The sequence below is a fragment of the Planctobacterium sp. AWH2_060 genome (assembly GCF_056158425.1).
The window spans coordinates 3,483,185-3,498,057 of record NZ_JBSWTG010000001.1 but is presented as its reverse complement, the minus strand read 5'-3'; the positions used below and the strand labels follow the sequence as shown (position 1 = coordinate 3,498,057).

Below are 14,873 nucleotides of genomic sequence, written 5' to 3'. Positions count from 1 at the left end.
CCGGGACGGTTGTGGCGGCTTCCTGTCCAGCTTCTTCTTATTTCTGACAAGACCGATTTAACACAAAGAGGTCTTATCATGACAACCAATACAAAAAATGCTCGCCAGCGCCGCGCTGAAGCCGAAGAGTTTATTCAACAATTGCGCGGCTATGATTATCCCAATTCCAAAAAGATTTATGTAACTGGCTCGCAACCCGATGTGCGCGTGGGCATGCGGGAAATTCAACTGGCCGACAGTCTTATCGGTGGTAGCGAAGAAAATCCACAATATGAGCCGAATGCACCAGTACGGGTTTACGATACCTCCGGTGCCTACGGTGAACCTGACGCTGAAATTGATGTGCGCCTCGGCTTGCCAAGGCTCAGGGAAGCCTGGATTGCCCAGCGACAGGACTGCGAAACGTTACCTGCACCCAGCGCCGGATTTTCTCAGCAAAGGCTGGCGGATGAAGGATTGGATCACATTCGTTTTGAGCATTTACCCGCTATTCGCAGAGCCAAACCCGGAGCCAATGTCACCCAAATGCACTATGCCAGAAAGGGCATCATTACCCCGGAAATGGAATACGTAGCGATTCGGGAGAACATGGGCAGAACCAAACTGGCCGATGAGATACGCGCTGCGCAACAAAAAGGCGAGTCTTTTGGAGCCAGTATTCCCGAACAAATCACCCCGGAATTTGTGCGTCAGGAAATCGCCCGCGGAAGGGCAGTACTGCCCTGTAATATCAACCATCCGGAAAGCGAGCCTATGATCATAGGTCGCAACTTTCTGGTAAAGGTGAATGCCAATATTGGAAATTCCTCGGTGACCTCTTCCATTGAAGAAGAAGTGGAAAAGCTGGTGTGGTCCACTCGTTGGGGCGCAGATACCGTGATGGATTTGTCCACCGGTCGTTATATCCACGAAACCCGCGAGTGGATTATTCGCAACAGTCCTGTGCCTATCGGCACAGTTCCCCTGTATCAGGCGCTGGAAAAAGTGAATGGAGTGGCTGAAGACCTCACCTGGGAAATCTATCGCGATACCCTGATTGAGCAGGCAGAGCAAGGCGTTGATTACTTTACAATTCACGCCGGTGTTTTGTTGCGCTATGTGCCTTTAACAGCGAAACGGGTGACGGGCATTGTTTCTCGTGGCGGCTCTATTATGGCGAAGTGGTGCCTGGCCCATCACAAAGAAAACTTTCTCTACACTCACTTTGAAGAAATCTGTCAGATCATGCAGCAGTATGACGTCAGCTTTTCCCTGGGTGATGGCTTGCGGCCTGGTTCGATTGCCGATGCCAATGACGCTGCGCAGATGGCAGAATTATCCACCTTAGGCGAACTTACTAAAATAGCCTGGCAATACGATGTGCAGACTATCGTGGAAGGGCCAGGACATGTACCCATGCAACTGATAAAGCACAACATGGATGAACAGCTCAATTTGTGTCACGAAGCGCCATTTTACACCCTTGGCCCACTGACCACCGATATTGCGCCTGGCTATGACCACATCACCTCGGCCATTGGCGCGGCGCAGATTGGTTGGTACGGCACAGCGATGTTGTGCTACGTGACACCCAAGGAGCATTTGGGGTTACCGGATAAACAGGATGTAAAAGAAGGGCTAATTACTTACAAGATAGCTGCCCATGCTGCCGATCTGGCAAAAGGCCACCCAGGTGCGCAAATTCGCGACGATGCCTTATCTAAAGCGCGTTTTGAGTTTCGCTGGCACGATCAATTTAATCTCAGTTTAGATCCGGAACGAGCACGAGAATACCACGATCAGACTCTGCCGCAGGAGTCTGGCAAGGTGGCGCATTTTTGTTCCATGTGTGGTCCCAAATTCTGCTCAATGAAGATTTCTCAGGATGTACGCGATTACGCAGCGGAGTTGGGCGATGAAGTGATTGAGATTCAGATGCTGGATATTGAGGCCGAAATGCAACAAAAATCCGCTGAATTTAAATCCTCTGGTAGTGAGCTTTATCATCCGGTGAAATAAACCATGCATATTGCAATATTAGGGTTTGGCTTGTTGGGGCGTTTGTGTGCACTGCAGCTTCTCGGGCGTGCCAGGATTACAGTGTTCAGTGCTGATGATCCGGACATGCCGCAAGGGGCAGGTGCAGTAGCGGCGGCCATGTTGGCACCATTGGCGGAAGCGGTACATTGTGCTGAGCCGCGTTTGTTGTCTTTAGGTAAAGAGTCAATGGCGCTCTGGCCGCAGCTTTTGGCCCAGTTACCTAAAGCTGTGTGGTTGCAGCAAACCGGCACTTTAGTGGTGTCTCATCATGCTGATGATGCACTGCTTGCGGAATTTCAGCAGCGCACAGGCCGCTGTCAGTCAGAACCCAATCCTTGGTTAGACAGGTTGGCGATTGCTGAGCTGGAGCCAGATCTGCCCGCTCATTTTCGACGGGCATTGTGGTTATCCGGTGAGGGGCAGTTAGACAATCGCAGTTTTTATCGTGCCAGCTTGCAGGCCTGTCAAAGAGCTGGGGTGACAATGCACTGGCAAACGCCGGTTGATTCCTTATCGGGAGCACAATGGGCAACAGAGTGGACCAAAGGACGTCTAGCGGGGCAAGAGTTTGATGCTGTGCTGGATTGTCGCGGGTTAGGTGCCCGAAATACCCTGGCTCTGACTCCCAATCCCGTATTCGGTGCAAACACAAAACAACAGGAAGCAGCGCAACGCAACCTGCGAGGCGTGCGCGGAGAGATTATTCGCGTGTCTGCCCCGGAAGTTCATCTGACCCGGCCGGTGCGTTTTATGCACCCCAAATATCCCCTGTATATTGCGCCTAAGCCTGAGCAGCAGTTCGTTATTGGTGCTACAGAAATAGACAGTCAGGATGATTCCCCCATTAGCTTGCAGTCCAGTATGGAGTTGTTATCCGCTGCCTATGCTTTGCATCCGGGGTTTGCCGAAGCTCGTATACACAGTGCCCGCACAGGTTTGCGACCGGCGTTTGCACATCATTTACCGACCATCTATCGTCATGAACGTTATGTGAGTGTCAATGGCCTTTATCGTCATGGTTACTTACTTGGCCCTTTGTTTAGCCAGGCAGTCTCAGCCATGGTACTCAAGCGGCCCGTGCCGCATTCCGTGGTGCCTTTTATCACTGACAGCAATAAGGAAGACAGATGCGAATCCGATTTAATGGTGAATTAACCGAAACCGATACTCAATGTCTGGCGGAGTTTTTGTCCACCGTGGTGGATAGCCGCCTGGCTTTTGCAGTGTCGGTTAATGGTGATTTTGTGCCTAAACAGGCCTATCAGCACACCAGTTTGAAAGAAGGGGATCAACTCGATGTGCTGTCACCGATGCAAGGGGGATAACAATGCTAAACGGCCATAATGACATCATCGAAAATAAGTCTGAACCAGCAGAAATGCCTTTTCCACTATCGCTATTTACGGACAGTCGTTTGTTGCTGGGAACAGCACAATATCCCTCTCCGACCTTGATGCAGCAGGCAATCGCAAAGGCACAGCCCGCTATGGTGACTGTGTCGTTGCGCCGTCAGGGCAGTATTGAGGGCGGCGCGGAGTTTTGGCAAATGGTTAAACAAACCGGTGTGCCGGTATTGCCCAATACCGCAGGTTGTCGCTCTGCGAAAGAAGCTATTACCGTGGCGCAAATGAGCCGGGAAGTGTTTGCCACTGAGCTGATCAAGCTGGAGATCACAGGCGATGATTACAATCTGCAACCGGATCCGTTTGCTTTGTTAGAAGCCACAACAGAGCTTATCAACCAAGGGTTTAAGGTGCTGCCCTACAGCACTGATGATCTGGTGCTGTGTCAACGCCTGGTGGAAGCTGGATGTCAGGTTGTGATGCCCTGGGGGGCGCCTATCGGCAGCGGCAAAGGTTTACTCAATCCCTATGCCCTTAAAACCCTGCGGGCCAGATTGCCGGATGCGTTTTTGATTATCGATGCCGGAATCGGTAGCCCTTCTCATGCCTGTCAGGCGATGGAATTAGGCTTTGATGCGGTACTGTTAAATACTGCTGTGTCTCAAGCGGCTGATCCGGTACTGATGGCAGGCGCATTTCGCCAGGCAGTGGCAGCGGGGCGCGCTGCGTATCTGGCGGGACAAATGCAATCGCGGGAAACCGCCAGCCCATCTACTCCGGTTTTAGGAACACCATTTTGGCAACAATCATGATGAATAAAAACAAACAGCCCTATATTTGGGCTATCGGTGGCTCAGATTGCAATGCCGGGGCCGGTATTCAGGCGGATATTAAAGCGGCGCAGAAACTGGAAGTGTATTGCAGTACGGTGGTCAGCGCGGTAACAGTGCAAAACAGTCAGGGCCTCTTGGCCATCAACCCGGTGTCCATTGACCTGTTCAGTGAACAGATACAGGCGCTGGCGGAGGATGGCTTGCCTTCAGTGCTTAAGATCGGTTTGCTGGCCAGCACAGATCAGGTTTTGTGGCTGTGTAACTGGCTGAAAACCCTCAAACAAAATAATTCCAAGCCTCTGGTGGTATTGGATCCAGTGGTGTCCGCCAGTCGTGGTGGCAGTCTCACTCAGCAGGATACCCGCAGTGTTTTGACAGAGTATTTATTGCCTTATGTGGATGTGTTAACCGCCAACAGACAAGAAGCACTCTGGCTGACGGGCAGTCAAGGTAACCCAGATAGCGAAACCCTGTTGCAAGGATTACAGCAGTTACCGGTAAATTGGGTGTTGTTAAAAGGCGGGCACGAGCTGAATTCTGAAAAAAGTATTGACTGGTTGCAGGGCCAGGGCGAATTGTTGGCATTAAGCTCGGAGCGTATAAGCGCTGTTGATGCGCACGGTACCGGGTGCGCCATGGCCAGTGCCTTGGCGGCTGCTATGGCAAAGGGGCACGCTTTAAAAGAAGCTTTTGTATTGGCCAAGGCACTGGTTTTTCAGGGGATTCAAAACCATTTATCCATAGGCGGCGGAGCGCCTAAGTTGGGCCTGCAACCATTGTGTTTTAGCGCAAACGAATTTCCGCACTATCATCCAGTGCAAGAGTCTGTAATACCGGCAGCGGCTTTTGCCAGTTGCAATACAAAACAACTGGGCTTGTATCCTGTGGTGGATTCGCTGGCGTGGGTAGAGCGCCTGTTTAATTATGGGGTAAAAACCCTGCAGTTGCGTATCAAAACCGGTGATATGCAGTTTATTTCTGAACAAATCCGCAAGGCCAATCAATTGGCTCGTGTGCATCAGGCCAGATTATTTATTAATGATTATTGGCAACTGGCCATTGAGCATCATTGTTATGGCGTACATCTGGGTCAGGAAGACTTAGATTCGGCTGATTTGTTCGCTATACAAAAGGCGGGGTTACGTCTGGGCATTTCCACTCATGGTTATTATGAGTTGTTACGGGCCATGTCGTTACAGCCCAGTTATATTGCTATCGGAGCGATATTTGCCACAAACACCAAGGATATGTCAGGCCAAATCCAGGGAACTGAAAAATTGCATCATCTGGTGAAATTAGTGAAAGGCTATCCACTGGTGGCAATTGGCGGCATCAATCTGGCTAGAACGCCTGAAGTGTTGGCTACGGGAGTTGGCTCTGTCGCTGTAGTTACTGCCATTACTCAGGCACAAGATCCGCAACAAAGCGTTCGTCAGTTTCAGTCACTGTTGCAGCAACAGGGTATCGCAAATGAGCCAGAGCAGTACTGATAAACGTTATGTCCGGCAAATGGTGTTGCCACAAATAGAGCCAGAGGGACAGGCGCTTATCGCAGCCAGTCAGGTGCTGGTGGTGGGCGCGGGAGGCCTGGGCTGTGCCGCCCTGAGTTATCTGGTGGCTGCTGGCGTGGGACAGATTTCCATCTGGGATCCGGATACAGTCAGTGCAACCAATCTGCCCCGACAGCTTTTGTATCGCGCAGAGGATATTGGCCGTTTAAAGGTAGAGGTGGCAAAAACGCAATTGCAGGGAATTAACCCCGATTGTCAGATTCAGATACAAAGCCAGGCGTATACTGCAGATGCTGAAATCCACCACAAACCTCAGCTGGTATTAGACTGTTCCGATAATTTCCAAACCCGTTTTACTATCAATCAATGGTGTCACAGTACTCAGGTTGATTTGGTGGGAGCAGCTGCAACACAACTCAGCGGTCAGTTGTGGTTATGTCATCACAGCCAGCAACAGTTACGGCAGGGATGTTATCAATGTTTGTTTGGCGAGGGTGAACTGCCAGCAGAAAATTGCCTCAATCAGGGCATTCTCGGACCGGTTGTGGGGACTATGGGCACAATGCAAGCCACTCAGGCGCTGCTAATCCTGGCTGGAAATAAATCAGAAAACCAATTCATGCAGGTAAACTGGCAAACTCTGCAATGGCAAAACATGCGTATTCACCCTGAAAACCATTGTCTGGTTTGCGGCTAATTGTTTAGCGCACAAAACTGAGGTTTCGTGAATGGCGGTTTGCTTCTAGAATTAAAAGAGCCCCGAAACCTGAGGATCCCGTAGCGGCAGGGCAATTACCTGACGCGATATTGCATGAGCAGCCAGCTTTATCAGAAGTTTACTATTGCCAGTGAGCGCGCTTGGATCGTGGGGGATATCCACGGCCAGTATGAACTGCTGATTAAGCACCTTGCTCAATTGGGATTTGATCCGCAGCGGGGCGATCGCCTGTTTAGTGTTGGCGATCTTATCGATCGTGGGCCGGACTCACTCAAAACCCTGCAACTACTAAATAAATCCTGGTTTTTTGCGGTGATGGGCAATCATGAACAAATGCTGCTTAAAGGTTTGGCAGCCATGGCGGGAGACGGCAATATCGCTGATATTCTCAACTGGCAAACCTTTAATGGTGGCGACTGGTATCAACCCAAGTCGGATATGGCGCTTAAGGTGGCAGCCCTCTTGGACAAAGTTAAATCTCTGCCCATGGCCATCGAACTGGAAACCGAATCAGGACGCGTTGGTATAGTGCATGCGGCTGTACCGGGGAATCAGTGGCTCAGACAAGAAAGTTTAGCCGCTGCAGATATTCAAAAGCACCTGCTCTGGTACCGGGATAACGCTTTACAGGCGCGTCAATTTCAACAGCCCGATATTTCCTCCAGCCCGCAACAACGGGAGACTCATCAGGTATCCGGCATCGACAAAGTGGTGGTGGGGCACACTATCATGACCGGCGGTAATCCGGTGTATCTGGGCAATACCTTGTATCTGGATGTGGGGGCCGCCAATGGTCTGACACCGGCAGTGATGTCAGCCCAAAAAGTACTGCAAATCCACACTCAGGGTTCGGTTGCGCTTTCCTGAAGCTATCTCCCGACAAATTGGCAACGGCTTTTCGTTGCAGGGTGAGTTGCATTCGTTACAATAAGCACAATTTTTTGCAAAGGATCCGTTATGTCAGTTTCTGCCATTGTTTTGGCTGCCGGTAAAGGCACCCGCATGAAGTCGGAATTACCCAAAGTGTTACATCCCATCGCGGGCAAGCCCATGGTGCAACACATTATTGATACTCTGGGCGAAGTGGGTGCAGCTCAAATCAATCTCATCTATGGTCATGGCGCAGAGCAACTGCAAACTGCGTTAGCCCATAACAGTCTTAACTGGTGTTTACAGGCAGAACAATTGGGTACGGGCCATGCGGTCATGCAGGCTATCCCGCACATTCAGGATGACGATGATGTATTGATTCTGGTGGGCGATGCGCCACTGATCAAAGCCGAAACGTTGCAGTCTCTGATTGCCACCAAAAAAGAAGCTGATTTGGTGCTGTTAACGGTAGTGCTGGACGATCCGACCGGTATGGGCCGCATTGTGCGTGATGGCGATCAGGTTAAAGCCATTGTTGAGCACAAAGATGCCAGTGACGCGCAACGACAGATTCAGGAAATTAACACCGGCATTATGATTATGGGTGGTGCTGATCTTAAGCGCTGGCTGGGCCAACTGGAAAACAACAACGCGCAACAGGAATACTACCTCACTGACGTCATTGCTATGGCCGCAGAGGAAAACAAGGTGATAAAGGCCACGCAAGCCAGCTCTGCAGTAGAAGTAGAAGGCATTAACAACCGGGTGCAATTGGCCAAGATTGAACGCGCTTATCAATTGCAACAGGCGCAAGCCTTAATGATTAATGGTGTCAGCCTGGCCGATCCAAACCGTATCGACATTCGCGGTGAAGTGAGCACAGGAACAGATGTCAGTATCGACGTGAATGTTGTGTTGGAAGGCAAGGTTGTCTTAGGTAACAAAGTAAAAATCGGTGCGAATTGTGTTCTCAAAGATTGTGAGATTGCCGATGGCACGGTAATAGAGGCCTTTTCCAGTATTGAACAGGCAGTGGTCGGCACTGATTGTAATGTCGGACCTTACGCCCGCCTGCGCCCCGGTTCAGTGATGAAAGCCAAAGCCAAAGTGGGCAACTTTGTGGAAATGAAAAAAACCGAGTTGGGTGAAGGCGCCAAGGCCAATCATCTGACTTATTTAGGCGATGCCACTGTGGGAGCGGGCGCGAATATCGGTGCTGGCACCATCACCTGCAACTATGACGGCGTCAATAAATTCAAAACCGACATTGGCGAAGGGGCTTTTATCGGCTCTAACAGCTCGCTGGTGGCCCCGGTGACTATTGGCAAAGATGCCACAGTAGGTGCCGGCTCAGTTATTACCAAGGCAGTGGAAAGTGAACAACTGGCTATCGCTCGTGGTAAGCAGCGCAATGTCACTGGCTGGGCACGCCCGGTCAAAAAGTAAGCTCTACGCTATTCAATTCAAAGCCGGGCCATCACAGTCCGGCTTTTTTTAATGCTTTTCTCGCCAGGATGAGAGCATGAATGCTCACTTTATGACCAAAACGCCCAGAAACTAAATATTTCCATTTTAAGATAAAGCCAAACTGACTCGTATATGGATTCAGTAAGGTCAGGGTTTGTTCGAAGTACAAAACCCTATTCCCCTTTACGCGTAATAAAGGGCGACATCAGTTCAAACAACGATGAGAGATATCAGGGATGATAGCTCAATCAATGCCCAGCACAGGGATGTGCTGTCATTGATGGTCGTCGTTGTTCTGATGGCGAAGTTTATGTTTTTGCGCGTCAGGGGCTGCGGGGGATTCTCAAGGGGGGCGCAGCCGCTCACCTTGAGGCGCAGTCGGCGCCCCGACAATAATTTCAGTCAAAGGATAGTGGTTGAATTAGACTGCGGCTTCGAAATAACTCTATCTAACATCAAGCTCAATTTAGGAGTTTGAAGGCTGATTGATAGTCCCGCTTCAATAATCAAAGGCAAGTCAAAATTGATTGGCTTTAGCTTGGTTAGAGCAGGCTGGTTTCGATTGTTACTCAAAAAAGTTTTCCAATTACACCCTGTTTTACCCCTCAGTTCAGTTATTTTTGCTTGCATTAAGTTTCGTTTTGAATAATATGTTTCGAAACGAAACTTAAGGTGCTTGTTTTGAAACGTAATACCCAGCAACGTCGTCGCCAGATTGTCTCTGCATTGGAGCAGCGTGGTGAACTTAGCGTTGAACTAATGGCCAGAGAATTTTCTACTTCTGAAGTGACCATCCGAAAGGACTTGGCTGCTCTGGAGCAAAGTGGTTTGGTATTGCGACGCCACGGCGGTGCGATTCTTTCTCCCGGCGAAAGCAAAGAAGTGATTGAAGAAGTTTCGAAACGAAAGGTGGCGATTGCCGAAGCGGCAGCAAAATTGATTCAGGATCACGATCGTATATTGATCGATTCCGGTACTACCACCCATGCCCTTGTGCCCTTTCTGAAGAACAAACGCGGGCTGGTGGTGATGACCAATTCCATGAATACCGCGCAGGAAGTACTGGAGCTGGAACCTGAGCCTACCCTATTGATGACCGGTGGTACCTGGGATGTGCAAAGCCAATCTTTTCAGGGCGCGATGGCGGAAAAAATGGTGTCTTCCTACAACTTCGATTTAGCCTTTGTGGGCGCATCGGGAGTGGATCTAGCAAGAGGCACCACCACCTTTAACGAGTTTACACAACTAACACTCGCCATGACGCGCGTAGCCAAAACGGTAGTGGTGTTAGCTGAATCAGAAAAATTTGAGCGCAAGATGCCAAACCTGGAATTGCCCTGGCAACAAATCTCGCAACTCATTACTGACGATCAACTAAGCGATGACGTGGTAAGCCAGCTACAAAGCAATGATGTAGCGGTTATCCGTGTGGCTGTATAACGAACAAAATTAACAACGAGAGAAAAATTATGTGTGGAATAGTGGGTGCAATTGCAGAACGGAATGTCGTGCCTATTTTGGTAGAAGGTCTGCGCAGGCTGGAATACCGCGGTTACGACTCTGCTGGTGTCGCAGTAATTGCCGAAGGCAATAGCCTGCAACGGGTGCGCCGGGTAGGTAAAGTAAAAGCCCTGCAGGATGCTATCAAAGAATCCCCGGTTAAAGGTGCGATTGGTATCGCCCATACCCGTTGGGCAACTCACGGTGGTGTCACTGAAAGCAACGCTCATCCCCATTTTTCTACTGATCGAATTGCCGTAGTGCACAATGGCATCATTGAAAACTACGAGCCACTGAGTAGCAGACTGAGCAGTGAGGGTTACACCTACGAAAGCCAGACCGACACCGAAACCATTGCTCATACCATTCACCACAAGATGCAAACCAGCAGCGATTTGCTCAAAGCCGTACAGGAAAGTGTCGCCGGATTCCACGGAGCCTACGGCACAGTCGTTATGGACCTGGAAAATCCAGAAAAGCTGGTGGTTGCCCGCTCAGGTAGTCCACTGGTTATTGGCCTGGGTATTGGTGAGAACTTTATCGCTTCGGATCAGTTGGCGCTGTTGCCGGTAACCCGCCGTTTTATCTTCTTAGAAGAAGGCGATGTGGCCGAAGTAACCCGCACCGAAGTTCGCATCTTTGATAAAGACGGTGAAGCCGTAACCCGCGAAATTCACGATTCTGAAGTGGAACACGACGCCGGTGATAAAGCGGGCTATCGCCACTACATGATGAAAGAGATCTACGAGCAACCCATTGTTACCCGCAATGCTCTGGAAGGTCGTTTGGCAGAAAATGATTTGTCTGCTGAGCTGTTTGGGCGCCATTCGGATGAAATCTTAAGCAAAGTACAGCACGTGCAAATCGTTGCCTGTGGTACCAGTTATCACGCTGGCTTAGTCGCCCGTTATTGGTTAGAAGAACTGGCAAATGTGTCCTGTAACGTGGAAATCGCCTCCGAGTTTCGCTACCGCAAATCCCATGTACACAGCAACAGCTTGCTGCTCACCATCTCTCAGTCCGGTGAAACCGCAGATACCCTTGCGGCATTGCGCTTATCCAAAGAGTTGGGTTATCTCACCAGCTTAACCATCTGTAACGTACCAGGCTCTTCTATGGTGCGCGAATCGGATCTGGCCTACATGACCAAAGCCGGTGCGGAAATTGGTGTTGCCTCCACCAAAGCCTTTACCACTCAGCTGACAGCCTTGTTGTTGTTTACGCTCAAACTGGGACAACTGAATGGCTTGGCGCAAGAGAAGCAGCAAAAGATTATTCATGCCCTGCACACCCTGCCCAGCAAGTTAGAAGAAGTGTTAAACCTGAATAGCACCATCGAAAAACTGGCACCGGAATTCGCTAATAAGCACCACTCACTGTTCCTGGGCCGTGGTGAGCACTATCCTATTGCAATGGAAGGAGCGTTAAAGCTTAAAGAAATCTCCTACATTCACGCGGAAGCCTACGCCTCTGGCGAACTAAAACACGGCCCGCTGGCCCTGATTGACGATGAAATGCCGGTTATTGTAGTGGCTCCTAACGACCAGTTACTGGAAAAACTGAAATCCAATGTGGCTGAAGTACGCGCCCGCGGCGGAATCATGTATGTGTTTGCCGATAAAGATGCGAACTTCCAGAGCGACGATACTATGCGGGTGATCAACGTCCCTCACGTTGACGACATCATTGCTCCCATGGTGTACACAGTACCGCTGCAACTGTTGTCCTACCATGTTGCCATCATTAAAGGCACCGACGTAGACCAGCCAAGAAACCTGGCCAAGAGCGTGACAGTGGAATAGAAAAAAGGCCGAAAGGCCTTTTTTTGTGCACGTACAATAAGGTTTTATATCAAAACCCCAAGGCTAGATACTTTATTGTTCGTCTACATTTGTGGGAGAGTACTTTATAAATACATAGTGCAATCGTACTCAATAAAATAGTTTCATACTTGCGAAAGGCAGAATTAGACATGGTGCCAACTTTCAAGTATCGATGTTGTTATGTTTTGTAATAGCCTCGCAAAAATTTACATGTTAATTTAATTATGCTTACGGGCAGATTTTGATTGCGTATCGCAATCATAGTTTCAATGACTGACTATCGTATTGCTACCTTACGGAGTATACGTTTGTGTAACAGTTATATCCTTTTTACTTTCGCCTAAGAGTGCCCGTAAGCACTTTCTATACATGGAGGTTGATTGGCACAGTCTTTCGTTGATGAATTTATCCCGAGAATTGAGCAGCTAAAAAGCTGTGAAACGCTTGGCGATTTAGCTTACATCTTAGGATACAAGCCTCAGTCTTTATCTTACATTCTGTATAAAATTTCGGACGAGTCGAAATATACAGAGTTCGAAATACCCAAGAAAAGTGGTGGTTTACGAAAGATTCAAGCTCCAACACCTCGCTTAAAGAAACTTCAAAGGCGAATGGCTAATCTTCTAAGCGAATGCGAAAAAGAGTTATTTGAATCTCAATCAAAAAGTTCAGAGACTAAAAAAGACACCCGCACTAAAGCGCAGAGAGCGGTTTCTCATGGTTACAAGAAAGACCTGTCTATCTCAACTAATGCAGAAATGCATATCGGTAAACGATATGTATTCAACATTGACTTAAGCAACTTCTTTCCTAGTATTAACTTTGGTCGAGTTCGCGGCTTTTTTATAAAAAACAAAAAGTTCAAACTTCACCCAAAAGTGGCAACAATTATCGCTCAGGTTGCATGCTTCAATAATCAATTGCCACAAGGTAGCCCTTCCTCGCCAGTAATTTCTAACTTGATTGCTAGACCTCTTGATATGGCTCTGCTGAAGATAGCTAAAGAGAATGGCTGTAGCTACACAAGGTATGTCGACGATATTACGTTCTCGACAAATTTAAGCCACTTTCCAGGTGGGATAGCTTATCGCCCGCTTAAGTGGTTAGGTTCAAGCAAGTGGTTGGCAAGTAGTAAAATCAAGAAATCAATAGAGCACCAGGGATTTAAAGTTAACGAATCAAAATGCCGAATGCAGAAAGCAATTGAAAGACAGGAAGTAACTGGCTTGGTTGTGAATAAATTGGTTAATGTAAGCTCTGATTACTACCGATTTGCCAGAGCCATGTGTAATAGCCTGTTTCAAAATGGTTACTACCATTTGCCAAAAAAACTTATTGCTACACCCAAAAGCAGCTCTTTGATAGACCGGATTTTACGAGCAATAGAAAAGCCGAAACAAGAACAACCTGCCGACAGTTCGGAGCTAAAGAAGCATGATTCTCTAAACAAACTGAATGGTATTCTTGCTTATATCTACAACATTAAATCTTACCGGAACAAATATGCTGACATTGGGTTTAGAAAAACCAAACATGATGGCATCAGAAAAAAGACAAATGAAAAATACCCACCTATTGATAGAACACAAAGCCACTCGGATGAAAGTCATCAGGTAGCATTGGATGGCATAAAGAACTTATATCAAAAATTTTTGTTTTTCAGGTATTTTTACTATAACGAAACTCCTACGATAGTATGCGAAGGTAAAACAGATAACGTCTACCTTCGATGTGCTTTGGAGAACTTGGCAAACCACTATCCCGAGATGATAGATAAGAGTGGTAAGCTCAAAATAAAGTTATTAAATCGGACTGAGACAACTAATGAGATGCTTAGCATGGCAGAGGGAACCTCTGGATTAGTCTATTTACTGGAGGTATATAAGCGATTCACTAAAAAATATAGAGTACAAGGTCAAAGTAATCCAGTAATAATCATTGTAGATGATGACAAAGAAGGTAAAAAAGTAAAAACGACAGCTGATAGATTGAGGGATCAAAACAGGAAGGCAAAAAAGCTGACTAATGTTCGGAATTCGAATTATGTTTTCGAGAATTTATACGTTGTTTCCATTCCTTCCTCAGGAACGAAAGAAACACCGATAGAAGGCTTGTTTGATCCAGACCTGCTAAAAACAAAGTTAAATGGAAAGGAGTTTCATCTTGAGAATAAAGGCTTAAATCCTGATAAGCATTACGGTAAGGATTACTTTTCTAGATTTGTAGTTAAGGCTCAAAAGAAAAAAATTAATTTCAGTGGTTTTAGGCCTTTGCTAAACGATATAAAAGTCATTCTAAAATCCTATAATCCAAAGGATCTGGATTGAAAGTTGAATCTGCGCTCTATTTTTCAATTCTTTAATAGTTATGGGTACACAAGCAACCGCTTAATGTATCAAGCGGAAATACTTCAACCAAATTCTTGAATAAAACTAAACGAGACACCCATCATAACTGTACTTCAGTACAGTTTCCATATTCTCTGATTTGTCCAAAATAGGAGCTAAATTAAGCACTCTCAGGAGGGGGTAAAATGCCAAAAGCCAGGACGGCACAAATCACCCTTGAAGATATGCCCTATTATCTCTGCGTTTCCCGTTGTGTGCGCAGAGCCTATTTGTGCATGAAGACAACAAACCGGGGTTAGCTATGAGCATCGCCGTCAATGCGTTGACGATCGTATTCACTTTCTGTCTCAAATATTTGCTATTGATGTTTGTGCTTATGCAGTAATGAGCAACCACACTCACCTGTATTGCATATCCATAAAGATTTATCTGACTGTTGGG

At 47.8% G+C, this 14,873-nt stretch carries 11 protein-coding genes; all 11 read left to right on the top strand.

The window, feature by feature from the left end:
- Positions 1 to 78 precede the first annotated feature (78 nt).
- Positions 79 to 1,998 carry a phosphomethylpyrimidine synthase ThiC gene (thiC, locus tag ACXAD8_RS14895; protein WP_475230214.1) on the top strand — a complete coding sequence of 640 codons (1,920 nt, stop codon included), beginning with the start codon at positions 79 to 81 and terminating at the stop codon, positions 1,996 to 1,998.
- A gap of 3 nt (positions 1,999 to 2,001) precedes the next feature.
- Positions 2,002 to 3,174: an FAD-dependent oxidoreductase gene (locus ACXAD8_RS14890; RefSeq protein WP_475230212.1), complete on the top strand. Its 1,173-nt coding sequence runs from the start codon at positions 2,002 to 2,004 to the stop codon at positions 3,172 to 3,174.
- A complete protein-coding gene (gene thiS, locus ACXAD8_RS14885; protein WP_475230209.1) occupies positions 3,147 to 3,344 on the top strand; it encodes a sulfur carrier protein ThiS in 198 nt (65 codons plus the stop codon). Before ACXAD8_RS14890 ends, thiS begins: the two co-directional genes overlap by 28 nt.
- Positions 3,345 to 3,397: 53 nt before the next feature.
- Positions 3,398 to 4,174, top strand: a complete 777-nt coding sequence (locus ACXAD8_RS14880) for a thiazole synthase (protein ID WP_475232978.1) — start codon at positions 3,398 to 3,400, stop codon at positions 4,172 to 4,174.
- The gene (gene thiE, locus ACXAD8_RS14875; RefSeq protein ID WP_475230207.1) at positions 4,171 to 5,685 is read left to right on the top strand and encodes a thiamine phosphate synthase; all 1,515 of its coding nucleotides are present in this window, start codon (positions 4,171 to 4,173) and stop codon (positions 5,683 to 5,685) included. The genes ACXAD8_RS14880 and thiE overlap by 4 nt, the downstream gene beginning before the upstream one ends.
- Positions 5,666 to 6,403 (top strand): HesA/MoeB/ThiF family protein, encoded by a 738-nt coding sequence (locus tag ACXAD8_RS14870; protein WP_475230204.1) that lies wholly within the window; start codon positions 5,666 to 5,668, stop codon positions 6,401 to 6,403. Before thiE ends, ACXAD8_RS14870 begins: the two co-directional genes overlap by 20 nt.
- 114 nt (positions 6,404 to 6,517) lie before the next feature.
- Positions 6,518 to 7,291: a metallophosphoesterase gene (locus ACXAD8_RS14865; protein ID WP_475230201.1), complete on the top strand. Its 774-nt coding sequence runs from the start codon at positions 6,518 to 6,520 to the stop codon at positions 7,289 to 7,291.
- 90 nt (positions 7,292 to 7,381) lie between these two features.
- Positions 7,382 to 8,740, top strand: a complete 1,359-nt coding sequence (gene glmU / locus ACXAD8_RS14860; RefSeq protein WP_475230198.1) for a bifunctional UDP-N-acetylglucosamine diphosphorylase/glucosamine-1-phosphate N-acetyltransferase GlmU — start codon at positions 7,382 to 7,384, stop codon at positions 8,738 to 8,740.
- 702 nt (positions 8,741 to 9,442) lie between these two features.
- Positions 9,443 to 10,201: a DeoR/GlpR family DNA-binding transcription regulator gene (locus ACXAD8_RS14855; RefSeq protein ID WP_475230196.1), complete on the top strand. Its 759-nt coding sequence runs from the start codon at positions 9,443 to 9,445 to the stop codon at positions 10,199 to 10,201.
- Between the two features lie 29 nt (positions 10,202 to 10,230).
- A complete protein-coding gene (gene glmS / locus ACXAD8_RS14850) occupies positions 10,231 to 12,063 on the top strand; it encodes a glutamine--fructose-6-phosphate transaminase (isomerizing) (RefSeq protein ID WP_475230194.1) in 1,833 nt (610 codons plus the stop codon).
- A gap of 401 nt (positions 12,064 to 12,464) precedes the next feature.
- Positions 12,465 to 14,411, top strand: a complete 1,947-nt coding sequence (locus tag ACXAD8_RS14845) for a retron Ec67 family RNA-directed DNA polymerase/endonuclease (protein ID WP_475230191.1) — start codon at positions 12,465 to 12,467, stop codon at positions 14,409 to 14,411.
- The last annotated feature ends 462 nt before the right edge of the window (positions 14,412 to 14,873 follow it).

Bases quoted from the DNA above. Each gene is read 5' to 3' on its own strand.
- thiC (WP_475230214.1), top strand. From the start codon at position 79: ATGACAACCAATACAAAAAATGCTCGCCAGCGCCGCGCTGAAGCCGAA.
- ACXAD8_RS14890 (WP_475230212.1), top strand. From the start codon at position 2,002: ATGCATATTGCAATATTAGGGTTTGGCTTGTTGGGGCGTTTGTGTGCA.
- thiS (WP_475230209.1), top strand. From the start codon at position 3,147: ATGCGAATCCGATTTAATGGTGAATTAACCGAAACCGATACTCAATGT.
- ACXAD8_RS14880 (WP_475232978.1), top strand. From the start codon at position 3,398: ATGCCTTTTCCACTATCGCTATTTACGGACAGTCGTTTGTTGCTGGGA.
- thiE (WP_475230207.1), top strand. From the start codon at position 4,171: ATGATGAATAAAAACAAACAGCCCTATATTTGGGCTATCGGTGGCTCA.
- ACXAD8_RS14870 (WP_475230204.1), top strand. From the start codon at position 5,666: ATGAGCCAGAGCAGTACTGATAAACGTTATGTCCGGCAAATGGTGTTG.
- ACXAD8_RS14865 (WP_475230201.1), top strand. From the start codon at position 6,518: ATGAGCAGCCAGCTTTATCAGAAGTTTACTATTGCCAGTGAGCGCGCT.
- glmU (WP_475230198.1), top strand. From the start codon at position 7,382: ATGTCAGTTTCTGCCATTGTTTTGGCTGCCGGTAAAGGCACCCGCATG.
- glmS (WP_475230194.1), top strand. From the start codon at position 10,231: ATGTGTGGAATAGTGGGTGCAATTGCAGAACGGAATGTCGTGCCTATT.